Origin of the sequence: Streptomyces sp. NPDC055966, assembly GCF_042269865.1 — a bacterium.
Classification (GTDB): domain Bacteria; phylum Actinomycetota; class Actinomycetes; order Streptomycetales; family Streptomycetaceae; genus Streptomyces.
In genome coordinates this window covers 522,207-544,517 of the sequence record NZ_JBHJYK010000001.1, presented here as the reverse complement: position 1 = coordinate 544,517, position 22,311 = coordinate 522,207, and the positions used below count along the sequence as shown (strand labels likewise).

21 protein-coding genes are annotated in these 22,311 nt (G+C 72.2%); 5 read left to right on the top strand and 16 right to left on the bottom strand.

What is annotated here, in order from left to right; translation table 11 throughout:
- Positions 1–445: 445 nt before the first annotated feature.
- The 4 genes from ACFC8N_RS02530 to ACFC8N_RS02515 form a co-directional block, all read right to left on the bottom strand.
- A complete protein-coding gene (locus ACFC8N_RS02530; RefSeq protein ID WP_356022944.1) occupies positions 446–748 on the bottom strand; it encodes a hypothetical protein in 303 nt (100 codons plus the stop codon).
- Positions 745–1,476, bottom strand: coding sequence for a GntR family transcriptional regulator (locus ACFC8N_RS02525; RefSeq protein WP_376285649.1), 732 nt, complete (start codon positions 1,474–1,476; stop codon positions 745–747). The genes ACFC8N_RS02530 and ACFC8N_RS02525 overlap by 4 nt, the downstream gene beginning before the upstream one ends.
- An 8-nt stretch (positions 1,477–1,484) precedes the next feature.
- Positions 1,485–1,709, bottom strand: coding sequence for a hypothetical protein (locus ACFC8N_RS02520; protein WP_376285646.1), 225 nt, complete (start codon positions 1,707–1,709; stop codon positions 1,485–1,487).
- Between the two features lie 516 nt (positions 1,710–2,225).
- Positions 2,226–2,510 (bottom strand): hypothetical protein, encoded by a 285-nt coding sequence (locus ACFC8N_RS02515; RefSeq protein ID WP_362819620.1) that lies wholly within the window; start codon positions 2,508–2,510, stop codon positions 2,226–2,228.
- 79 nt (positions 2,511–2,589) lie between these two features.
- Here ACFC8N_RS02515 and ACFC8N_RS02510 point away from each other — a divergent pair, with 79 nt between their 5' ends.
- On the top strand, positions 2,590–3,345 hold the full coding sequence (locus ACFC8N_RS02510) for a GntR family transcriptional regulator (RefSeq protein WP_376285643.1): 756 nt from the start codon (positions 2,590–2,592) through the stop codon (positions 3,343–3,345).
- On the opposite strand, the gene ACFC8N_RS02505 is transcribed toward ACFC8N_RS02510, so the two are convergent.
- A complete protein-coding gene (locus ACFC8N_RS02505; protein WP_376285640.1) occupies positions 3,342–3,836 on the bottom strand; it encodes an HAD domain-containing protein in 495 nt (164 codons plus the stop codon). The two genes, ACFC8N_RS02510 and ACFC8N_RS02505, sit on opposite strands and share 4 nt — an antisense overlap.
- Before the next feature lie 240 nt (positions 3,837–4,076).
- On the opposite strand from ACFC8N_RS02505, the gene ettA reads away from it, so the two are divergent.
- The 3 genes from ettA to ACFC8N_RS02490 are packed head-to-tail and all read left to right on the top strand — an operon-like array spanning position 4,077 to position 6,850.
- Positions 4,077–5,741, top strand: coding sequence for an energy-dependent translational throttle protein EttA (gene ettA / locus ACFC8N_RS02500; RefSeq protein WP_356022932.1), 1,665 nt, complete (start codon positions 4,077–4,079; stop codon positions 5,739–5,741).
- A 6-nt stretch (positions 5,742–5,747) separates the two neighbouring features.
- Complete coding sequence (locus ACFC8N_RS02495) at positions 5,748–6,176, top strand: thioesterase family protein (protein ID WP_356022930.1); 429 nt, start codon at positions 5,748–5,750, stop codon at positions 6,174–6,176.
- Positions 6,173–6,850, top strand: a complete 678-nt coding sequence (locus tag ACFC8N_RS02490) for a hypothetical protein (RefSeq protein WP_356022928.1) — start codon at positions 6,173–6,175, stop codon at positions 6,848–6,850. Before ACFC8N_RS02495 ends, ACFC8N_RS02490 begins: the two co-directional genes overlap by 4 nt.
- Before the next feature lie 19 nt (positions 6,851–6,869).
- Here the strand turns inward: ACFC8N_RS02490 and ACFC8N_RS02485 are convergent, their stop codons facing one another.
- Positions 6,870–7,274 carry a globin gene (locus ACFC8N_RS02485; protein WP_356022926.1) on the bottom strand — a complete coding sequence of 135 codons (405 nt, stop codon included), beginning with the start codon at positions 7,272–7,274 and terminating at the stop codon, positions 6,870–6,872.
- Between the two features lie 78 nt (positions 7,275–7,352).
- Between ACFC8N_RS02485 and ACFC8N_RS02480 the strand changes: the two genes are divergently transcribed.
- Positions 7,353–8,330, top strand: coding sequence for a methyltransferase domain-containing protein (locus tag ACFC8N_RS02480; protein ID WP_356022924.1), 978 nt, complete (start codon positions 7,353–7,355; stop codon positions 8,328–8,330).
- Between the two features lie 22 nt (positions 8,331–8,352).
- Here the strand turns inward: ACFC8N_RS02480 and ACFC8N_RS02475 are convergent, their stop codons facing one another.
- From ACFC8N_RS02475 to ACFC8N_RS02430, 10 genes are all read right to left on the bottom strand, one after another.
- A complete protein-coding gene (locus ACFC8N_RS02475) occupies positions 8,353–9,906 on the bottom strand; it encodes an FHA domain-containing protein (RefSeq protein WP_376285634.1) in 1,554 nt (517 codons plus the stop codon).
- Positions 9,907–9,939: 33 nt separating this feature from the next.
- Positions 9,940–11,280, bottom strand: a complete 1,341-nt coding sequence (locus ACFC8N_RS02470) for a VWA domain-containing protein (protein WP_356022921.1) — start codon at positions 11,278–11,280, stop codon at positions 9,940–9,942.
- 94 nt (positions 11,281–11,374) lie between these two features.
- A complete protein-coding gene (locus ACFC8N_RS02465) occupies positions 11,375–12,721 on the bottom strand; it encodes a PP2C family serine/threonine-protein phosphatase (protein WP_356022918.1) in 1,347 nt (448 codons plus the stop codon).
- Between the two features lie 3 nt (positions 12,722–12,724).
- Positions 12,725–15,175, bottom strand: coding sequence for a tetratricopeptide repeat protein (locus ACFC8N_RS02460; protein WP_356022916.1), 2,451 nt, complete (start codon positions 15,173–15,175; stop codon positions 12,725–12,727).
- Positions 15,172–16,446 carry a hypothetical protein gene (locus tag ACFC8N_RS02455; RefSeq protein WP_356022915.1) on the bottom strand — a complete coding sequence of 425 codons (1,275 nt, stop codon included), beginning with the start codon at positions 16,444–16,446 and terminating at the stop codon, positions 15,172–15,174. Before ACFC8N_RS02455 ends, ACFC8N_RS02460 begins: the two co-directional genes overlap by 4 nt.
- A 53-nt stretch (positions 16,447–16,499) precedes the next feature.
- Positions 16,500–17,531, bottom strand: coding sequence for a glutamate ABC transporter substrate-binding protein (locus tag ACFC8N_RS02450; RefSeq protein WP_356022912.1), 1,032 nt, complete (start codon positions 17,529–17,531; stop codon positions 16,500–16,502).
- A 14-nt stretch (positions 17,532–17,545) separates the two neighbouring features.
- Positions 17,546–18,931 (bottom strand): hypothetical protein, encoded by a 1,386-nt coding sequence (locus ACFC8N_RS02445; RefSeq protein ID WP_362819611.1) that lies wholly within the window; start codon positions 18,929–18,931, stop codon positions 17,546–17,548.
- A 238-nt stretch (positions 18,932–19,169) separates the two neighbouring features.
- A complete protein-coding gene (locus ACFC8N_RS02440) occupies positions 19,170–20,153 on the bottom strand; it encodes an N-acetylglucosamine kinase (protein WP_376285627.1) in 984 nt (327 codons plus the stop codon).
- A complete protein-coding gene (locus tag ACFC8N_RS02435; protein WP_362819608.1) occupies positions 20,144–21,409 on the bottom strand; it encodes a 6-phospho-beta-glucosidase in 1,266 nt (421 codons plus the stop codon). Before ACFC8N_RS02435 ends, ACFC8N_RS02440 begins: the two co-directional genes overlap by 10 nt.
- Before the next feature lie 7 nt (positions 21,410–21,416).
- Positions 21,417–22,310, bottom strand: a complete 894-nt coding sequence (locus ACFC8N_RS02430; protein WP_362819607.1) for a carbohydrate ABC transporter permease — start codon at positions 22,308–22,310, stop codon at positions 21,417–21,419.
- Position 22,311: the final 1 nt, after the last annotated feature.

Genomic DNA, 22,311 nt, shown 5'->3' with positions numbered 1-22,311 from the left:
CGGGTGACCATCGTTCTCATAGCTTCTCTGGTCAGTGCGGCGGCGATGTACGAGATCTACTACATATCCCCGTTCGGGCGTCACGATCGAGAAGCCGCAGCCTATGAGCAGTCCATGCGTAGCCGTGCGTTGCAGGTTGAGGGGACAAGAGTCATCGATGGGTCGGCTCATGTGACATCCAGTCCAGGCAACGGCGGGTACTGCTGGCTGCTGTCGACACTGGAGATCTTCCCCAGGCTGGCGACAGCCGACCGTGGAGCTTGGGCCGTCTCTGGGCCGTCCGAGGTCACCCGATGCTAACCAACAACGACAGAAGCCCACGGCATCTGAGCAGCTCAGAGCCGTGGGCTTTGTCAGTCCCGCTTTGTCAGCGAGACCGGTGATCAGTAGACCGGCAAGTCAGGCCGCACTAAGCGTGCTGTGGCAGTCAAACGCGCCGTCCCCTTCAGGGGCGATGAGGGTCGCTCGCTGCCAGGAGGTGACCGCGGCTGGTTGCGACGCGGAGCACGTCTCGCAATGCCCCGGTCAGTTCCTTGGCCAACCGTCGCAGGTCCTCCGGGCCCTGGTCGTGATCGTCGAGGGCGCCCGAGGCGTGTTCCAGCAGCTCGGCTGCCGTTCCTAGTAGTACCGCTTCGATGTTGTCCGCCAGGCGGGACATGTAGCCGCCTCTGTCGTTGGTGTTCAGGTAGCAGGGCTTGCCTTCCGGCCCCGACCACGGGAGGAGTCGTAGTTCGTTCGGTGCCGTCATCCCTGCATCTGCCTCTCGTCGGTCACGTGGTGGGTGGTGAAGACCGCGTCAACGCGATCCCCTGGGAACGCCAGAAGGGCGGCCTCGATGACTCGCCCGGCGGCGTCGGTCGCGACGCGCGTGATCGCGAGGACTGCCTTGGAGGAGCCGCTCCGGAGGGCCGATGCTTCGTCCTGCGTTGGTGGGCGGGCGCATACCGTTTCCCGGACGGTTGCCGACGGTGAGCCCAGAACGGCAAGTCGTAGAGCGGTCTCCTGCCAGGAGGGTTCGTCGTCCAGCACTCCAGCCGGTACCAGGTCGCGCGGGATGTAGATGCGGGCCAGTCCGCGCGGTGACTCTTCCTCGTGGCTGACGCAGAAGAATTCAGTGAGTGGACTTCCCGTCGGCACCTTGAGCAACGTCGTCAGATGACTGTCTGCCGGAACCGTGGTGGTGCGCACGGTGACACGCAGGGCCGCTTCAGCAGCGGTCCAGGGGTCCAGCGTCCCCCATCCGCCGACGTACACGATCTTGCGTGGTCGGCGGCGAACAAAGTTGCCCTTGCCGTGGATCTTCTCGACAAGGCCTTCGCCCTGGAGGACTGCGAGGGCGCGCCGCAGCGTCACCGTGCTGACCTTGTAGCGGTCGGCGAGGCCGGCCTCGGACGGGAGACGTTCGCCGGGCTTGATGCGACCGGTTGTGATCTGCTGCCGAAGATCCTCGGCGATGTCGTGATGGCGTGAAGACACGGCCCGGATCACCGCCTTCTCAGCATCCGTACGGCGGCGAGTCGGGTTCGCGTGTGTATGGTCAGCAGCTCGCCCGACTCGAAGAGGAGTTGCTTGGCGCCGTTGGACAGTTGGAAGAGGTTGCCCACGCGGCATGCCCGGCCGCCGACCTGGATGATGTCGCCGCGCTGAACAGTGGTCGCGGTGACCTCCACGTTGGATACCAGCTCGCCGCCGGGAACGGGAGCGTTCACCGCTGCACCTCCCCGGGCGTGGACTGGTCGTATGTCGAGTGACATGGGCAGTCGCATGTCTCGTAGACAACCGGCAGGTCGACCGGTGCCGGGGCGGGGGAGGACTCCGCGCAAGCGGGGTGTGTACCGATCCGGCACGCGGTCGATCGGTAGGAGGCAGCCGAGGCACCCTCGACGCGGGGCTGTTGGCGGGAAGGCATCAGTGGACCCCCGCCAGGGCCGACCAGACTTCAGCCGGCAGGTGGGAAGCGACGACCACCGGGCGCGGACGTACTCGTTCCTCCCGAGCCAGCACGTACGGGCGGACGAGCGCGTTTTCCTCACCTCTGAGCGGGTGTCGGTGGTTCGCGGTGTCGGAGGCCCGGCCCAGGACGACCGTCGACGCGTCAGCGGACGCACGGAGGGCGGGTGCGGCCGGCGACCTGAAGGGCGTTAAGGGGCGGCGGTGCCTGCCCCTGGGAAAGTACCGCGCTCTGGTGAGCGAGACGGCACGGCGGATACGGTTGAGCACGCTACTCAGCTCCTATCGCTGATGGCAGGTCCCCCGACATCGCCCGTCGTGGGGACCGCTTTGCGTACGACCGCCCAGAGGGTGCGGCCGTTCAGGCTGGTGGCGACGAGACCGAACCGATCGGCTTCCGCCACCGCTTCCAGAACCTCCCGCCATAAATCGGCGGAGAGCGAGTCCGGCACTTCCGCTTCGACCGATGCGTACCGGTCGTGCTCCTCCACTCGCACGACGAGCCCGACGGCGGACAGCCGGGCAGCGATGGCCGCCGCGCTAACTCCCGAAGCGGGCACAGGGCAGCCTCCGTCACCGACGAATCACTTTCAGTGAAGCTAGTTAACTAGATTAGAGCTAGTGGACTAGATTTTCCATATGCCTGAGCAGCCGCCCTATCTCCGTATCGCCGACGAACTCAGGCGGCGGATCGCGGAACACGTATGGGAGCCGGGGGACCGTCTGCCCTCCCGTGCCCAGATCGGCCAGGAGTGCAGCGTGGGCGAGAACGTCGTCCGTCGCGCGCAGGAGCTGCTGATCTCCCAGGGTGTGCTGGAGGGGCGGGCGGGATCGGGAACGTATGTCGCCGAGCCCCGGCAGCGAGTCCGGGTCGTCCGGTCGTCGGCCCGGGAGCAGCCGAGTGGATCACCGTTCCGCGCGGATATGAAGGCCGTGGGCAGGCAAGGTGATTGGGAGAGCCGGACCGATGCCAAGGTCCCGGCGCCTGCGGACATCGCGGCGCGGCTCGGCATCACCGAAGGCAGCCTGTGCGTCCGGACGACGTACGAGTTCCTGGCCGACGGCAGGCCCGTGCAGCTGTCCACGAGCTGGGAGCCGTACGACCTCACCGCCGGCACTCTCGTCGTCCTCCCCGAGGGAGGGCCGCACGCCGGGGCGGGCGTCGTGAACCGCATGGCCGCGATCGGCGTCACCGTCAGCCATGCCGTCGAGCAGCCCGAGCCGAGGCACGCGACCGCCGAGGAGGCGTCGATACTCGGCATCCAGAAGGCCGCGCTCGTCACGCACATCCGGCGGACGTACTACAGCGATCAGGGCCGGCCCGTCGAGACGGCGGACATCGTGGTGCCCGCTGCTCACTGCGAGATCGTGTACGAGATCCCGATCAACCGTTAGTCGGCGCCCTCGCCAGCGAGCCAATCTGCGAGCGCGGAGAAGTCGGCTTCTACGAGGCCTTTGGCCGGGTCGACGCGGTGAAGCAGCGACGCCCCAGGGTGCTGAGCAGCGACCCAGACGCGATCCACGGCGCTGATCTCGTCGTCGACCCAGATGAACGGTCGACCGTCCGCCCACTCGACCAAGGGGCGAGTCTTCCAGTGCAGGCCGCGCGGTCCCTCGTCGGCGCCTGCATCCGGCCACTCCACCACAGGCAGCTTCGGCAGTCCGAGGCGCGGGGCGACGACTTCGTTCGCTTCCTCCATCCACGTCGTGGCCCAAGCGAGACGACAGCCCAAGGCCAGCAGACGCGGTCCGATCCTGGGATCGAGCCGATCAAGCAGCGGGTTCCCCTGGTCGACCGATGCCGAGGAGTCGTACGACGCCCCGAACGGGATCAGCGGACCGTCGACGTCGAGGAAGAGGATGGGGCGCTCCGCCGTGCCTGTCACAGCGGCACGGTAGCCCCGGAACAGCGAGGGGGACCCGACTTCCCGGGCCGTCCCTGGGCCGTGCGAGGGTGCCCGAGGGTACTCGACAGCGACCGACAGTGACAGACGAGCTACCGTCGTCACCGCAGAAACGCCAGGTCAGAGCCCCCGGACCAAACGGGTTAACACCCAGGGCTGGCAGTCAGGCAAGATGGGGTGTATCTGCCCACTGCCAGATTTCAAGCTGCCGGACGGTTTCTCTTGGCTGAGTTCATTTACACCATGCGCAAGGCGCGTAAGGCGCACGGCGACAAGGTGATCCTCGACGATGTCACCCTGAACTTCCTGCCGGGGGCGAAGATCGGCGTCGTCGGTCCGAACGGTGCCGGTAAGTCGACCGTGCTGAAGATCATGGCAGGGCTGGAGCAGCCCTCCAACGGCGACGCCTTCCTGACGCCGGGCTACAGCGTCGGCATCCTGCTCCAGGAGCCCCCGCTCGACGAGGCGAAGACCGTCCTGGAGAACGTCCAGGACGGCGTCGCCGAGATCAAGGGCAAGCTCGACCGGTTCAACGAGATCGCCGAGCAGATGGCGGTCGAGTACACCGACGCCCTCATGGACGAGATGGGCAAGCTCCAGGAGGAGCTCGACCACGCCAATGCCTGGGACCTCGACGCCCAGCTGGAGCAGGCCATGGACGCCCTCGGGTGCCCCCCGGGCGACTGGCCCGTCACCAACCTCTCCGGTGGTGAGAAGCGCCGCGTCGCGCTCTGCAAGCTGCTGCTGGAGCAGCCCGACCTGCTGCTCCTCGACGAGCCCACCAACCACCTCGACGCCGAGTCCGTGAACTGGCTGGAGCAGCACCTCGCCAAGTACGACGGCACCGTCGTGGCCGTCACCCACGACCGGTACTTCCTCGACAACGTCGCGGGCTGGATCTGCGAGGTCGACCGCGGCCGCCTGCACGGCTACGAGGGCAACTACTCCAAGTACCTGGAGACCAAGGCCACCCGCCTCAAGGTCGAGGGCCAGAAGGACGCCAAGCGCCAGAAGCGGCTCAAGGAAGAGCTGGACTGGGTGCGGTCGAACGCCAAGGGGCGGCAGGCCAAGTCCAAGGCCCGTCTCGCGCGCTACGAGGAGATGGCTGCCGAGGCCGACAAGATGCGGAAGCTGGACTTCGAGGAGATCCAGATCCCGCCGGGCCCGCGGCTCGGCAACATCGTGGTCGAGGTCGACAAGCTCAACAAGGCCTTCGGGGAGAAGGTGCTCGTCGACGGGCTCTCCTTCACGCTGCCGCGCAACGGCATCGTCGGTGTGATCGGCCCGAACGGCGCCGGCAAGACCACGCTGTTCAAGATGATCCAGGGCCTGGAGACCCCGGACTCCGGCGACATCAAGGTCGGCGAGACCGTCAAGATCTCGTACGTCGACCAGAGCCGCGAGAACCTCGACCCCAAGAAGACGCTGTGGGAGGTCGTGTCCGACGGACTCGACTACATCAACGTCGGCCAGGTCGAGATGCCGAGCCGCGCGTATGTGTCGGCCTTCGGGTTCAAGGGCCCGGACCAGCAGAAGCCGACCGGTGTCCTCTCCGGCGGTGAGCGCAACCGGCTCAACCTGGCGCTGACCCTGAAGCAGGGCGGCAACCTGCTGCTCCTCGACGAGCCCACCAACGACCTCGACGTGGAGACCCTGTCCTCCCTGGAGAACGCGCTGCTGGAGTTCCCCGGCTGCGCCGTGGTCGTCTCCCACGACCGGTGGTTCCTCGACCGGGTCGCCACGCACATCCTCGCCTACGAGGGCGAGTCCAAGTGGTTCTGGTTCGAGGGCAACTTCGAGTCGTACGAGAAGAACAAGGTCGAGCGGCTCGGCCCGGACGCCGCGCGTCCGCACCGTGCCACCTACAAGAAGCTGACCCGGGGCTGATCGATCTTGCGGCACATCTACCGCTGCCCGCTGCGCTGGTCGGACATGGACGCCTACGGCCATGTCAACAACGCGGTCTTCCTCCGCTACCTGGAGGAGGCCCGCATCGACTTCATGTCCCGCCGGGGCGCCGAGTCGAAGGACGGGTCGGTGGTGGCACGCCATGAGATCGACTACCGCCGCCAGCTCGTCCACCGGCCCACGCCGGTGGACATCGAGCTGTGGGTCACGCACATCCGGGCCGCGTCCTTCACCGTCGCCTACGAGGTGAAGGACGCGGACGCGGTCTACGTCCAGGCCTCGACCGTGATCGTCCCGTTCGACTTCGAGAACCAGGCTCCGCGCCGGATCACCCCGCAGGAGCGCGAGTTCCTGAAGCAGTACACGGACGACACGGACGAGACAGGTGACGGCGGGGAGGCCGTCGCGGCATGAACGTGCTGCACCTCGCCGACGAGACGGAGGCGGCGGACCTCGCCGCCTTCCTCTCCCGGCTGCTCCACTACGACCGTGGAGCCGCGGTGCGCCTCCAGGCGGCCGGCACGGCGCTCGCCGTCTTCGGCCGCCCCCCGTCCTTCGAGGTGCTGGCCGTGCGCGCGGTGCGGCTGGCGAAGCCGTACGAGGACGGGCTGGAGGTCACCCTCGACGTGACCGTCTCCGCCGGTGAGCTGCTGGAGTCCGTGGACGAGCGCGCGGCCACCGCCGCCGTACCGGCCGCGGTCACCGGTCCGCCGTGGGCCGGGGTGCTGCCGCCGCGCGGCGGCTGGCGGCCCGAGCCGGGGCTGCCCGTCCCGGACGCGCTGCGGGCGACCGTCGCCGCCGCGGTCAGCGAATTCCGGTCCCGTACCGAGGAGTTGGGGCCCGAGGGGCGTACCCGCGCGGAGCTGGACCGGATCGGGCGGGACATCTGGTCCCGGGAGATCGGCCCGGCCGGCCTCCCGGTGCGGGCCGTGCACGCCGCCCAGTCCCTGGGCTTCCTGCGGCCGGGCACCGAGGCCGCCGACACCGGGCTGTTCTCGTCCGGGGCGTGGCTGCGGCTGCGTACGCCGTACGGCTCCGTCGCCGTCCGCAGGGCCGGGCTCGGCCCGCTCGGCGTCAGCGTCCGCTGAACCCACGGAACCAGCGCGCTCAGTCCGGGGTGTTGACCATCGACTGGGCGGCGTACGTCAGGTAGTTCCACAGCGTCCGCTCGTGCTCCTCGGGCAGCCCGAGCTCGTCGACGGCCACCCGCATGTGCCGCAGCCACGCGTCGTGTGCCGCGCGGTCCACCTGGAACGGCGCGTGCCGCATGCGCAGCCGGGGGTGGCCGCGGTTCGCGCTGTACGTCGTGGGGCCGCCCCAGTACTGCATCAGGAACAGCGTGAGGCGCTCCTCGGCGGGGCCCAGGTCCTCCTCCGGGTACATCGCCCGGAGCTGCGGGTCCTCGGCGACTCCCGCGTAGAAACGGTGGACGAGCCGACGGAAGGTCTCCTCCCCGCCGACCTGCTCGTAGAAGGTCTGCTCCTGAAGCGTGCCGCGCCGAATCTCATTCACCCGTACATCGTCTCAGACCCGGTGACCCAGGACTCAAGGCTTAGGACCTCCGGGGCGCTGCGCACCTACTGTGGTCGCATGGGCGCGTACGACACCGAGACCGCCGCTCCGGCCGCCGCCGCGCGGGCCGCGCTGGTGCGGGAGATCGACGCCGACGGGGCCTTCGCCGAGGACCCGGTGTGGCGGGAGGCGTTCGCCGCCGTGCCCCGGCATCTGTTCGTGCCGTACTACTACGTCGCCGGACGCGGCGGTCACCGGCGCCGCTGGGGCGAGAGCCCCGACCCGCGGGCCCGCGAGGAGTGGCTGCGCGGCGCCTACGCGGACGCCCCGCTCGCCACCCGGCTGCGCGACGGCGAACTGGTCTCCTCCAGCAGCCGGCCCTCCCTGATGGCCCGGATGCTGGCCGCGCTGCGCGTCGCGGACGGGAACCGGGTGCTGGAAGTGGGCGCCGGCACCGGCTACAACGCGGCCCTGCTGGCCCACCGGCTCGGCGACGACGACCTCGTCACCACGATCGACCTGGAACCGGAGATCGCCGAATCGGCCCGCCGGCATCTGACGGCGGCCGGGCACCGTCCGTTCGTGGCCACCGGCGACGGCGCGCGCGGCGTGCCCGAACGCGCCCCCTTCGACCGGATCATCGCCACCTGCGCGCTGCCCACGGTCCCGCGCGCCTGGCTCGCCCAGTGCCGCCCCGGCGCCCGCGTCCTGACCCCGCTGGCCACCGGGCTGCTGACCCTCACGGTCCGGGACCGCGCCCACGCCGAGGGCCGTTTCCTGCCGCCGGCCGTCTCCTTCGTACCGCTGCGCGGCGGGCGGCGGGCGCAGTCGCGGGGGCCGTCGCTCGCCGGGCTGCCGGGCCGGGTCCGCGAGCAGGACACGTTCCGCTTCCTGCTCGCCCTGACCCGGTGCGTGCTGGAGCCGCGGGAGGCCTGCGCGCTGTGGGAGCGCGAGGGCGGGCCGGGGCGCGAGCGCTACGGCGTCACGGTCGGTGCCGAGCGCGCCTGGGCGTGGCTGGACGACCCGCGGGGGCCGTACGGCTGGCCCCTGCCGTGACACGGCCCCGGCCGTGCCCGGCTCAGCCGCGGCGGACGGTGATCGTCGTCCAGGCGCCCACGTGCACCCGGTCGCCGTCCTGCAACGGGACCGGCACGAACGGCTGGATCGGCTCCTCGGAGAGGTTGACCGTGGTGCCGTTCGTCGAGTTCTGGTCGACGACCGCCCAGGTGCCGTCCGGCTGCTGCACCAGCACCGCGTGCTGGTGCGAGACGCCCGGGTCCTCCGGGGGCACCGCGAGGTCGATGTCGGGGGTGTCGCCGGTGGAGTGCCGGCGCCGGCCGATGGTGACCTGGTTGCCGCTGAGCGTGCGCTGCTGCTCGGGCGAGTACGCGGGCAGGTTGAGCCCCGCGGCCTCGGGGCCCGAGCGCTGCATCATCGCCATGAAGTACTCGCGGTCCGGACCGATGGTCGCCGTCCAGGTCGCCGGACCGGCGGCCGGCGGGAAGCCGGCGCCGGGCGCGGGCGGCTGGGAACCGGGCTGCGGGTAGCCGTAACCGCCGCCGGGGCCGCCCTGGGGGCCGCCGGGAGCCGAACCGTGTCCCGGTCCGGCCGGACCGGCGGACGACGGCGGGGAGAGCACCCAGTCGTCCTCACCGCCGCCGAAGGAGGGGCCGCCGCCGGGCGGGCCGCCGGCCGGGGGCCGGGCGGTCTCGCCCGGGAACGCGGGCGGGGCGGGCGGACCGGACTGCTGGAACGCCTGCGGGGCGCCGCCGGGACCGGCGGGCGGGGTCGGACCGGGCGGCGGGGGCACCGGACGCGAGGGGTCGGCGCCGAAGCCCGAGGGGCCGCCGGGAGGAGTGGGGGCACCGGGAACGGAGGGAGCACCGCCGAACGACGGCACACCCGTGGGACCGCCGGGACCACCGGGGCCTCCGGGACCACCCGGGCCCTGACCCGGGCCGGCACCGAAGCCGGACGGGCCGGACGGACCACCCGGGCCGCCTTGTCCGCCGGGACGCTGGCCCGGCACCTGACCGGGACCGGCACCGAACCCGGGAGGACCGGCCGGACCGCCGGGGCCGGCCGGACCCTGGCCTTGGCCCGGCCCCTGGCTCTGGCCCGGAAGCTGTGCGCCGCCGAACGCGGGCGGGCCGGGAGTCGTCGGCGGGCCGGGCGGTGTGCGCTCACCGCCGAACGGCGTCGGTCCCGACGGCTCGCTGCCGAACGACGGGATCGGCTCGGCGGGCCGGTTCACCTGCGAGGGCCGCGAGCCCTGGTACTCGTACCCGTCGCCGCCGCCGTACGTCGCGCTCGGCGGGTCGAAGCGGGGCTGGGGCGGGCGCGGGGCGGCCGGGGTGTACGAGGTGGCCGTGTTGGTGAGGAAGTTCCACCGGCACTCCTCGCAGAACGGCGCGCCGCCCTCGCGGGGCGTACGGCACTGCGGGCACAGCTCGGGCTCCGGGGCCGCCGCGGCCGGTGGCCGGCCGCCGGCCGGGCCGCCCTGCGGCGGGAAGCCGTAACCGCCGGCGGGCGGGGGCGGCGGGGGCGGAGGTACGGCACCGGCCATGCGGTGACCGCAGACCTCGCACCAGTCGTCGGAACCCGACTGGTGTCCGTTCGGGCAGGTCGGCATGTCGGCGCTTCCCCTTCTCCTACGTTTCCAGGGCTACTTCTTTACACGAACAGTCTTTGTGGACCGGGTTTCCAGAGTCATCTCGTCGGCCTCGGCCACCCTCGTCTTCAACCGCACAGTACCTGTCGCGGCGTCGACCACGTCCACCACCTTCGCAAGCAGTTTCGCAGTATCCGCGTTTCCGGAGATGCTGGCGAGCTGAACGGCACGCCCCAGTTTGGCCGTTGCGCCATCGAAATCGCCCGCTTTGCGGAGATCGAGACCCTTCTGGATGACGTGCGCCAGTTCGGCCTGTCCGGTGTAGTGGGCGACTTGGGGGTTGATCGAGGTGGAGGCCGTCATGTCGTCGGTCCACACCGCCCGCACGAGGCCCTGTGCCCCGAGGTTCTGTACCGAACTGTCCCCTTGTGGCACGACCAGCGAGACCCGGGCGGCGAGCATCTCCTGGCCGAGGCCGGCCGCCGGGACCTCCACACACAGGTGGTAGTCGCGGGACTCGTCGCCCCAGGACCCGGTCGGATAGTCCCCGGCGCGCGGCCCCGCCTCGGTGCGGCGGGCGGTCAAGTCCTCGACGGAGGGCGCGACTTGCTTGACGAACCGGATGGTCGTGCCGACCGGCGTCCACACCCGCAGACAGACGTCGGCGACCTCCTTGCCCATCGCCGTCTCCATCATCCGCGTGAAGTCGGCGGCCAGATGCGCCGGATCGGCGACGATGTCGGCGCCGCCGAGGAGCGCGGAGGCGATCCCTGTGACTTCTTTCACTTCCCAGTCGGTGCCCACGCCCCGCGCGTCACAGGTGAACCGCCCCGCACAGGCCTCCAGGGTCGCCCGCAGGTCCTCGGGAGACTCGTGTTCGTTGCGGCCGTCGGTGAGCAGGATGCCGTGCCGGATGGTGACGTCCGCCGAGTTCAGCAGCCGGTCGGCCAGCCGCAGCCAGCTGCCGATCGCCGTACCGCCGCCCGCGCTCAGCCTGCGCAGCGCCTGCTTGGCCTGCTCGCGGGTGGCGTGGTCGGCCACCGCGAGCCGCCCGCCGCCCGGATAGACCTCCTGTGCGACATGCGTGCCGCCGATCACCGCGAAGTGCGTGCCGTCGCGCAGGGTGTCGATCGCGGCGGCCGTGGCGTCGCGGGCGCCCCGCATCTTGGTCGGCGGATAGTCCATGGAGCCGGAGCAGTCGACCATGAGCGCCACGGCGGCGGACGGGCCGCGGCCCTGCGGGTACGCCGCTGCCGCGGCGCTGCCGACCGTGCCGCCGCCGGTCGAGGTCACGGTGACGATCGCGTTGACCTCGCGGCCGCCCTCCGGCAGGTACTCGTTCTGGTAGACGTCCATGGAGAACTGCGGCACGTTCGACTTCGAGAAATTGGCCATACGTACTCAAATCCCCCTTGAACGCCCTGCTGACGCAGGGCGATGGCTGTGAACGGGCCGGTCCCCTCCGGCCCGTGGCCCCAGGCCCGTGGCCTCAGGCCGATCCTGCCCCCTGGGCCGGTGCCGGGAACGGCACGACGGCCACTGTTACGTTGTCGTGGCCCCCGCCGTCCAGGGCGTGGCCGACCAGCACCCGGGCGCTGTGCAGCGGGCGTTCGGCCGCGTCCGCGGGCACGGCCTCGGCCATCTCCCCGGCCGTCTCGGCGTAGTTCCACAGGCCGTCGGTGCACACGATGACGACACCGGGCCGGTCCGGCTTGAAGGACGCGGTGTGCGGCTCCAGCTCGTAGGCGTCCGCGCCGAGCCATCCGGTGATCGCGTGGGCGCGCTCGTCGGCGTACGCCTCGGCCTCGCTCATCAGTCCCGCGGCGACCATCTGCGCGGCCCAGGAGTCGTCCTCGGTGAGCCGGGCCGGGGGCGCGCTGCGGTCGTCCGGCACCCAGTAGGCGCGGCTGTCGCCGACCCAGCCGACCACCAGCAGCCCGGGGGTGACCACCGCGCCGACGATCGTGCAGGCCGGCGCGTTCTGGTGCGGGGCGTGCTCGCGGGCCGTGGCCGGCTCCTCGGCGAGCGCGTCGACGGCCTGTGCGGCCGCGACGATCGCCTCGTGCATGGCCGCCTGCGGGTGCGTGCCGCGCGGCAGGGCGGCCAGCAGCAGGTCCCCGGCCGTCTCGGCGGCGGCCAGCGAGGCGTCGTCGGGCCGGGTGGCCGAGGAGACGCCGTCGCAGACGATCGCGACGCCGGCCGGGGTGCCGTCGGGCAGCGCGGTGCGGCCGACGGAGAAGGCGTCCTCGTTGCGGTGGTGGCGCAGGCCGCGGTCACTGACGGCGGCGATCGGGCCCGACTCCCGCTCCACGTGGTCGCGTTCGCGGGGCTGGGCGTGCCCGCAGTTCTCGCAGTAGCCGTCGTTGTCCACCCGGCCCGCCCGGCAGGCCACGCACACCTGTGCGGGCTCCGGCTCCTCCTCCGCGGCGGCCTCGGCGGCCACGCGCGGGTCGGGCGCCTGCAACGGGTACTCCTCGGGTTCGGCGGGCCGGTCGAAGCGCACCCCGGAACCGGGCCGCGCCTCCTCGCCGCCGTGCTCGTGCAGGGGCGTGTCACCGGAGTCCGTGCCCGGCAGGTCACTCGGCAGATGCACCGCGTCCGGGGCGCCGGAGCCCGCCGGCTCGGGGGCGGGCCAGGCCACGCCGTCACCGCCGTCCCCCGCGCCTCTGTCGTCCTCGGCGGCGCCGGTCATGGTCAGCGTCGGCTGGTCCTGCGGCGGCGCCGGTACGACGGAGAGGTCGTACCCGCACGCTCCGCAGAAGTGGTCACCCGGCTCCACGGGCTCCGCGCAGCTCGGGCACTTCGACAGTGCGGCCTGCTGGGGCATCTGCGACATCAACTACACCCACGTCCGGGGGCGGTAACGGTTGGCCCGTTCCACCAGTTCGATCCTCTCCTCGCCGCCGGGCGCCAGCCGGGCCAGCGTGCGGTAGGCGCGCTCCAGGCCGAAGCGGAGGCCCCGCTCGTCCAGACCGCTGCCCAGCAGCACCCGCCCGCCGGCGGCCGGCGCGGTGCCCTGGCCTCCGGAGAGTATCCAGTCCAGCGCCGAGCCGAGGACTTCCGCCGCCAATTGCTCGCGCCGCGCCGGATCCAGCCCGTACGCGTCGAGCGCCTCGACCTGCCCGGCGGCGGCGGTCAGGTCGTCCAGGAACGGTACGTCGCCCGCGCCCGCCGAGCGGTGTCTGAGACGGGCCCGGACGGCGGCGACCCGGGCGGCCGTGAAGTGGATGGAGGACTCCGGCACCGACTCCAGGGTCCGCACGGCGCCGTGCCGGTCCCCGGCCGCGAGCCGCACCCGGGCGAGCCCGAAGGCGGCGCTGACGAAGCTCGGGTCGGTCGCCCACACCAGCCGGTAGTACTCGGCCGCGTTGTCCAGCTGGCCCAGCACCTCCGCGCACAGGCCGAGCGCCAGCTTGGGCGCGGCCTCGCCGGGGAAGGCGTCGTAGATCGCGTCGAAGGCGAGCGCGGCGCCCTCGAAGTCGCCGGTGACCAGCGCGGCCAGCCCCCGGTACCAGACCACCCGCCAGTCGTCCGGCCGCTCCTCGTCCAGCGTGGCGAGGCTCGTCAGCGCGCTGTGCCGCTCGCCGCTCTCCAGCAGCGCGCGGATCCGGCGCAGCCGGGTCTCCACGGTCTGCGTCGGCGCCGTGTCGAGGGCGCCGAGCAGTTCGGCGGGCGCGGAGGTCATGAGGCCCGCCAGGAAACCGGCGTTCGGGTCGCCGGGATCGACCAGCGGCACCGGCAGCGCGAGCGCGCCGGCGGGCGTGTCGACGGGCTTCACCAGCGAGGCCGGGGGCAGCGCGGGGACGGCCGGCGCGGCCTTGCGCGGCTGCCGCGCACCCAGCCGGGACACGTCCGCGTCCAGCCGGGGGAACAACTCCCGGTCGGTGACCTTCACTTCGGGCCCGAACAGGGTCGACAGCGCGGGCCGTGCCTGGCCCGTCTGGAGGGAGACGACCTCGCGCAGCACCCCGGTCAGCTGCTCGGCCATCTCCTGGGCGGAGCCGAAGCGGCGGGCCGGGTCCGGGTCGGTGGCGCGGACCAGGAGCCGGTAGAAGGACTCGTAGCGGCGGAAGACGTCGATGGTCTCCGGGTCGGGCAGGGAGTCGACGTAGACGTTCGTGTAGCCCTGGAAGTCGAAGGTGAGCACGGCGAGGGTGCGACCGACCGTGTAGAGGTCGGAGGCGACCGACGGGCCGGCCTCGGCGACCTCCGGCGCCTGGTAGCCGACCGTGCCGTAGATGGCCGACTCCTCGTCGTCCATCCTGCGCACCGCGCCCATGTCGATCAGCTTGAGCTGGTCCTCGGACTGGATGGCGTTGTCGACCTTGAAGTCGCAGTACAGGAGGTGGCGGCTGTGCAGATGGCCGAGGGCTTCGAGGGCCTCGATGCCGTAGGCGCAGGCCTGTTCCACCGGCAGGGGGTCGCGGCGGCCCTGCGGGGTGCGGCGGGCGTTGGCGATCTCCTTCAGGGACTTGCCGCCGACGTACTCCATGACGATGTAGCCGTCGAGGGAGCCGGTGCGCTGGTCGAGGTGCTCGACGAAGTTGTAGATCCGCACGATGTTGGCGTGCTCGATCTCCGCGAGGAAGCGCCGCTCGGAGATCGCCGCCGCCATCGCGTCCTGGTCGCCGGTGTCCAGCAGGCCCTTGAGCACCACCCAGCGGTCGGACACCGCCCGGTCCACGGCGAGGTAGATCCAGCCGAGGCCGCCGTGCGCGAGACAGCCCGCGACCTCGTACTGGCCGTGCACCACGTCCCCGGCCTTCAGCTTCGGCACGAAGGAGTACGGGTGCCCGCACTTGGTGCAGAAACCTTCCGTGCGGCCCGGCCGATCGCCCCGGGCCCGCCCGACCGGCACCCCGCAGTCCGCGCGCGAGCAGAACCGCTTGCGCTCGGGCACCTCCGGGTTGTCCAGCACCATCGCGCGCGGGTCGGGGCGCGGCACCTGCGGCACGCTGACCAGTCCGGCGCCGAGGCGCCCGCGCGTCGGTGTGCCCGACGAGGAACCGGAGCTGCGCACCGACACCGAGCGGCCGGTGGAGCGGCCCGACGAGGACCGCGACAGCCGCCCGGACACGGAGCGGCGAGACTTCGACGACTGGGACGACGAGCGCGAACTGCCGCTCTCCACCGCGCCCTTGGTGACACCGGTGGGCGTCGAGCCGACCATGCCGCTCGCGGAGACGACCGGCGCGAGCCCGCACGTGTCGCAGTACAGCTCGCCGCCGCCGACGTCGTCGTACGACCCCTCGCAGCCCGGCCGCTGACAGCTCTGCCCCGGCTGACTCATGACTGCTCCCCCTTACGGTCCCGCGGCGCCCCCGGCCCGCCCAGCAGATCGGCGGCCAGCCGCTGGTAGCGCAGCACGGCCTGTTCGGCGACCCGCAGGTCGCAGGGCGCGCTCCACAGCATCCGGCGGGCCGCGTCGTACCGCTCGACGAGGAACGGGTCCTCGGCCAGCCCGTGCCGGGCCACCTTCGCCTTGTAGGCGTCGAGGCGGCCGCGCAGCTCGGCGCGGACCGCGAGCGGCGCGGTGACCGCCGTCAACGACTCGCGGGCGCGCAGCAGTTCGTCCTCTGCCTTCTCCTCCAGCGACTCCAGCAGCGGGGAGAGCCGGTGCCACTGCGCCTGCCTGCGGTACTCGGCGGCCGCCGCCAGCTGCTCCTGGAGCACCGTCGGCGGGCCGCTGACCACCGGCACCTCGGTCGCCGCGATCTTCGCCAGCACCTCGCCGCGCGCCGTGCGGGCCTCGGCGAGCGTGCGGTCGGCGCGCGAGAGCACGTCCCGCAGCCGGATCAGCCGCTGCTCGGCGTCCTGCCGGACCGTCAGCACGGCGTCGATCTCCCGGCGCACGTCCTCCAGGGCGCGCGCCTCACGGTCGTACACCGTGGTGTCCGGACGGCCGCCGCCGGGCGCCGAACTGCCCTCGGCCGGCACCCAGAACGCGAGCGGGTCGGAGACGACGTCCTCGCGCAGCTTCGTCAGTATGCGGGTGATCCGCTCCAGGTCGTCGCCCGCAGGATGCTCGCCGGGGCGCACGCCCACGGAGTGCGCCAGCTCGCGGGTGCGCCGGAGCTCGGCGGCGAGTAAATCGATCCGGGCGGGCAGCGCCGACCACACCGCGTCAGCGGCGACGACCAGGTCCAGGCTCGTCGCGTACAGCTCGTTCATCCGGTCGACCAGGGCGGCCAGCGAGAAGGACTCGCTCAGCGTGCTCTCCCCGGCGACCGTCACGCCCTCGCCGCGGAGCAGTTCGGTCAGCTCGGCCAGGTCCTCCCGGCTGGACCAGCGGCGCCGGGCGCGGATGTCGTGGGCGGAACGCAGCGCGGCCGCGTAGGCGTCGAAGTACGTCCACAGCCGGGTGATCCGGTCCTCGGCGCCCTGCCAGCGCTCCTTCGTGACACCGGTCAGCTCGGCGCCCTCCAGGAGTCTGCGGCCCGCGTGGTCCTGCAGGGCCAGCAGCGAGGTCTCGATCGCCTCGTGCTCCTGGCCGAGCCGCGCCAGCGCACGGTCCACCTCGTCCCGGTCCATCACCGGCCCGGCGGGGTCCGTGACGCCCATCGATCACCTCTCGCTGCTGTGGGGTCCAAGTCGGGTAGGGGGGTCGAACAGGGTCAACTGGTGCGCAGGTAGCGCGGTGCGGGCGGTGTCGACGCCGTCGAGTCCTTACCCAGTGTCGCCGACAGCCAGGTGTCGTACGAGTTCTGCCAGCCGTTCGCGCGGTAGTCCACGAGCACGCGGTTGACCCGGCGCACCAGATCGGCCGCGTCCTTCTTCATCGCCACTCCGTAGTACTCGGTCGTGAACGGCGCGCCCTTGAGTTCCACGGTCGGGTCCTGTGCGGCCTGGCTGGCGGCGAGGGCGCCGTCGGTCACCACCGCGTCCACCTCGCCCAGTTGCAGCCGGACCAGGCAGTCCAGCTGGTTGGGGACCGTGGTGGAGATGTCGGTGGAGGCGGGCAGGACGCCGGACTTCCGGTCGTCGGACAGCTTGGTGTACGCCGTCGAACCCGACGCCGTGCACACCTTCTTGTGGGCCAGGGAGGAGTTGTAGCCGGTGACGGACGACGACTTGGGCGCGAGGACCTGCTGGCCGGTCTTGAAGTAGGGCGCGGAGAACGCGACCTGTCCCAGCCGCTCGCACGTGATCGTCATGGTGCGCACGACCATGTCGACCCGTCCGTCCTGGATCGCGGAGATCCGCTGGTTGGTCGGGATCGCCTTGAACTGCACGGCGTCCGGGTCGCCGAGGATGTCCTGCGCGATCCGGTGCACCAGGTCGATGTCGAAGCCCTCCAGCTCCGCGCCCTCGGTGTTCGGATTGCGGTAGCCCCAGCGGTAGCTGTTCTGGTCGACGCCGACGATCAGCTTGCGCCGCTCGCCGGTACGGGCCTTGATCGCGTCGATCGTCGGCCCGTCCGCGCCGGACGGCGACAGGGTCTGGTCCTGCGCCCCGGAGTCCTGGCACGACCCGGCGTCGGCCTGGATGCCGTGGGCCACGGACGGTCCGGCGTGCTGTGTCTGCCGCGGCGCCCGCTGGGTGCACGGCAGCAGCAGGACGAAGCCCAGCGCCAGCGCGCACAGCACCGCCATCGCGCCGACCCCGCCCCAGCCCCGCAGGGCGGCCCGTACACGGCTCGCGTACATCGTCCCGCCCCCTGTCACCGGTACTCCGAGAGTCTGCGCCCGATGCCGGCCACCGCACCGGCCGCGCCGATCAGCGCGAGGACGGCCGCGCCCGCCGGCAGCGGTGCCAGGGCGCCCCGGCCGTCGGTGGCGGCCCGCTGGAACTCGCCCTGCTCGTGGTCGATGGCCCGGGCGAGCGAGGTGTCGACGCCGTCGAAGCACTCGCCGGTGGTGCCCTTGGCACCGATGACCTTGTCCAGCGCCTGCTGGTAGTTGCCGTTCTCGTCGTCGTCGCGGACCGTGCCGTGGCGCTGCTTCCACACCGCCATGTTGCTCTCGGCCGTCTGCACCGGGGCGCTGCCGCCCCGGTCGTCGGCGAGCTGCGCCGCCCGGGTCAGGCCCTTGCCGAGGGCGGCCATGTCCTTGTCGAAGTCGTAGTAGTAGGCGTCGTACTGCTGTCCGTTCACCGTGAGGGTCTCGGCGCCGCGCGCCACCAGGCTCAGGTTCTCGTTGCCGCGCGCCTTCAGGGAGGCGATCCGGGCGTCGTGCAGCACGGTCAGCGAGCGGATCCCGTGGTCGTAGGAGCCGTTCAGCTCGGCGCGGGCCACGGTGTGCCCGACGACCAGCCACAGCAGGGCGACGGTGGTGGCGGCGGAGGCCGCGACCAGGCCGTGGTTGAGGACGCGGTTGGTGCGCCGGTAGGTGCGGTGCTGGGCCCAGCCGAGCCCGGCCAGGGCGAGCACGCCGAGCCCGATCGCGAGCCAGGGGTACGGCGTCGCGTCGCCGTAGTCGGCGTCCAGCCGGGCGTTCTCCGTGGTGTAGAGGTCCTCCGCCGCCGGGAGCATCTCCTGCTGCATCTTCTCGTTGGCGTAGCGCAGGTACGCGCCGCCGACCGGATAGCCCTGCCGGTTGTAGGTCCGGGCCCGCTCCACGAGCCCCTTGTACTCGGGCAGGAGACCGTTCAGCCTGGCGATCGTGGCCTCGGAGGCCGAGCCGGGCTCGGCGTTCGCGGCGGCCGTCACCAGGCCCTTCGCGGCCGTGCTGATGTCGTTCTCGTACCGCGTGCGGGACTGCGGCGTCTCCTGGCCGCCCGCCAGGAACCCGCTGGAGGCGGCGGTGTTGGCGTCGGCGAGCGACCGGTAGATGTCGGCCGCGCCCGAGCTGAGCGGCTGGCTGCGGTGCAGCACGTCGTCGGCGGCGGCCGAGCGCGCGTCGGCCTGCCAGGCGGCGCTCGCCCCGAACGCCACGACCAGCAGCGCCAGTACGGCCCCGATGATCCGCAGCCGGCCCGGCTCGGTGGTGGCCGCGGCCCGCACCCGGTCGACGCCCTCGGCGAAGGCGGTGCGCCGGGCGGGCGTGGCGGGCGAGCCGGGCGCGGGCCGGCCGGGCTGCGGGGGAACGCCCGGGGCGGCGGCGGGCATGCCGGGGCCCACCGGTGGCGGCGCCGTGCTGCTTCTCGGCGGGTGTGTCACTCGACCTCCCCCAGGGTCCTTCGTCGCCGCCCAGTATCGCGGCACGCACCGGCATCCGCACCGGCCTTCACTGGATCTTGATTGGATCGCAGTGTGCCCCACATGAACAGAGGAGTGCGCCCACTATGAACACGCCCTGTGCAGCTGTTCGGTTCCGTCGGGTGGAGGTTCCGCCGGGTGGAGCCGGTCACGACTCCCAGTACGTCCGTGCCCTTTCCTGGGCCCGCGCGTCCGCCCCCAGCCGGTCCAGTCCCAGCAGGGCCGCGCCCAGGACCGGGCTCGCGGTCACGACCCGGACGTCGGCCTTGGGGGCGCGGGCGGACAGCAGGTCCCGGATGCCGTCGTCCAGCAGGGCGTGACCGGCCCTGAGGACGCCGCCGCCGAGCAGCACCGGGGTCTGCTCGCCGAGGAGGTCCAGACGGGTCAGGGCCACGGTCGCCAGCACCGTCACCTCCTCGGCGAGCCGGGTGACGATCGCGCGGGCCACCGGGTCGCCCTCGGCGGCCGTCGCGAACAGCACCGGGGTCAGCTCGTGCCGGCGGTCGTCGTCGAGCCGGTCCAGGTGCAGGGCCTCGATGAGCGCGTACATCGTCGGCAGGCCGAAGTGGGCGGGGAGCGTGCGGGCCAGGGCCGTCGCCCCGCCCCGGCCGTCCTCCGCGCGGGCCGCGTGCCACAGGGCCTCCTCGGCCAGGGCCCACCCCCCGCCCCAGTCGCCGGAGATCCGGCCGATGGCCGGGAAGCGGGCGGTACGGCCGTCGGGGCGCATGCCGACGCAGTTGATGCCGGCGCCGCACACCACCGCGACGCCCCGGGGCTCGGCCACGCCCGCCCGCAGGATCGCGAAGGTGTCGTTGCGGACCTCCACCGTCGCCCCCCATCCGCGCGCCCGCAGCGCGGCCGCCAACTGCGCCTCCTCCACCGGGAGATCGGCGTTGGCGAGGCACGCCGAGACATGCGCGACGGAGCTCACGCCCGCCTCGGCGAAGGCCAGCCCGACCGGGTCGGCCAGCGCGTCCAGCGCGGCCGGCACGCCCACCACGGGCGGCCGGAAGCCGCGGCCCCGGGCGGTGGCGAGGACCTCCCCGGCGGCGGTGACCACGGCCACGTCGGTCTTGCTGTTGCCCGCGTCGACGGCGAGGACGGTCGGGGTCTCGGTTGCGGTCAGGCCCACGCGAGGTGCTCCCGGTTGTGTGCGATCAGCTGGTCGGTGAGGGTCTCCGCATACGGGTACTGGCCGATCAGCGGGTGGGCGAGCAGCGCCCGGAAGACCCGGTCGCGGCCGCCGCGCAGCGCCGCCTGAAGGGCCAGCTCCTCGTACGCCGTCACGTTCGCGACCAGACCGGCGAAGAGCGGGTCCAGGTCCGGCACCGGCAGCGGGGCCGGGCCGTGCGGGCCGACCGCCGCCTGGACCTCGATCACGGCGTCGTCCGGCAGGAACGGCAGCGTGCCCTTGTTGAGGGTGTTCACCACCTGGTACGGGCTGCCTCCCCCGCCGAGCAGCGCCGCCGCGAGGTCCACGGCCGCCTCCGAGTAGAAGGCGCCGCCCCGCCTGGCGAGCAGCGCGGGCTTCTCGTCCAGGGCCGGGTCGCCGTACATCGTCAGCAACTCCCGCTCCATCGCGGCCACTTCGGAGGCCCGCGACGGCTTCGTGCGCAGTTCGCCGACGACCTCGTCGTGGGCGTAGTAGTAGCGCAGGTAGTAGGACGGGACCACGCCGAGGCGGTCCAGGAGCGGGCGGGGCAGGCGGACGTCGTCGGAGATCGCCTCGCCGTGCTCGGCCAGCAGCTTGGGCAGGACGTTCTCGCCCTCCGGGCCGCCGAGCCGGACGGCCGTCTCCCAGGTGAGGTGGTTGAGGCCCACGTGGCCGAGGTGGACGTCGGCCGGGGCGACGCCCAGCAGGCTCGCGAACGTGCGCTGGAAGCCGATCGCCACGTTGCACAGTCCGACCGCCCGGTGCCCGGCCTGGAGCAGGGCGCGGGTGACGATGCCGACCGGGTTGGTGAAGTCGATGATCCACGCGCGGGGGTTGGCGCGGCGGACCCGTTCGGCGATGTCCAGCACCACCGGGACCGTGCGCAGCGCCTTGGCCAGCCCGCCCGCGCCGGTGGTCTCCTGGCCGACGCAGCCGCACTCCAGCGGCCAGGTCTCGTCCTGCGCGCGGGCCGCCTGGCCGCCGACGCGCAGCTGGAGCAGCACGGCGTCGGCGCCGTCGACGCCCGCGTCCAGATCGGAGGTCGTGACGATCCGCCCGTCGTGCCCCTGCTTGGCGAAGATCCGGCGGGCCAGCCCGCCGACCAGCTCCAGCCGCTCCGCCGCCGGGTCGACGAGGACCAGCTCCTCGACGGGCAGGGTGTCCCGCAGGCGGGCGAAGCCGTCGATGAGTTCGGGGGTGTAGGTCGAGCCGCCGCCGACCACGGTGAGTTTCATATCCGGGTTAACCCTTCACTCCGGTGAGCGTGACGCCCTCGACGAACGCCTTCTGGGCGAAGAAGAACACGAGGATCACGGGGGCCATGACCAGCACGGTCGCGGCCATGGTGAGGTTCCAGTCGGTGTGGTGGGCGCCCTTGAACGACTCCAGGCCGTAGGACAGCGTCCAGGCGCCGGGGTTCTCGGACGCGTAGATCTGCGGGCCGAAGTAGTCGTTCCAGGCGTAGAAGAACTGGAAGAGGGCGACGGCCGCGATGCCCGGCTTCGCCATCGGCAGGACGACTTTCACGAGCGTCCGGAGGTCCCCGCAGCCGTCCACCTTCGCCGCGTCCACGTACTCGTTCGGGATCGTCATCAGGAACTGGCGCAGCAGGAAGATCGAGAACGCGTCGCCGAACGCCATCGGGATGATCAGCGGCCACAGTGTGCCGGACAGGTCCAGCTGCTTCGCCCAGAAGAGGTACATCGGGATGATGACCACCTGCGGGGGCAGCATCATCATCGAGATCACCAGCATGAGTGACAGGCTGCGGCCCCGGAAGCGGAACTTGGCGAGCGCGTACGCCACCGGGATCGACGACACCACGGTCAGCACGGTGCCCAGACCTGCGTAGACCAGCGTGTTCTTCCACCAGGTCAGGAAGCCCGGCGTGTCGAAGACCTGCCGGTAGTTGCCCCACTCCCAGGTGTGCGGGACCAGGTCCCGGCCGAGGGCCTGGCTGTCGCTCATCAGCGAGGTGAGGAACACGAAGACGAAGGGCAGCGTGAAGAACAGCGCGGCGGCGACACCGAGGGAGTGCACCGCGACCCACTCCAGCAGCGCCCGGCGCCGGGCGCTGCGCGCGGCGGCCGTGGCGGGCGCCGTCAACTCCACCGGCTTGTCCAGTACTTGGGCCATG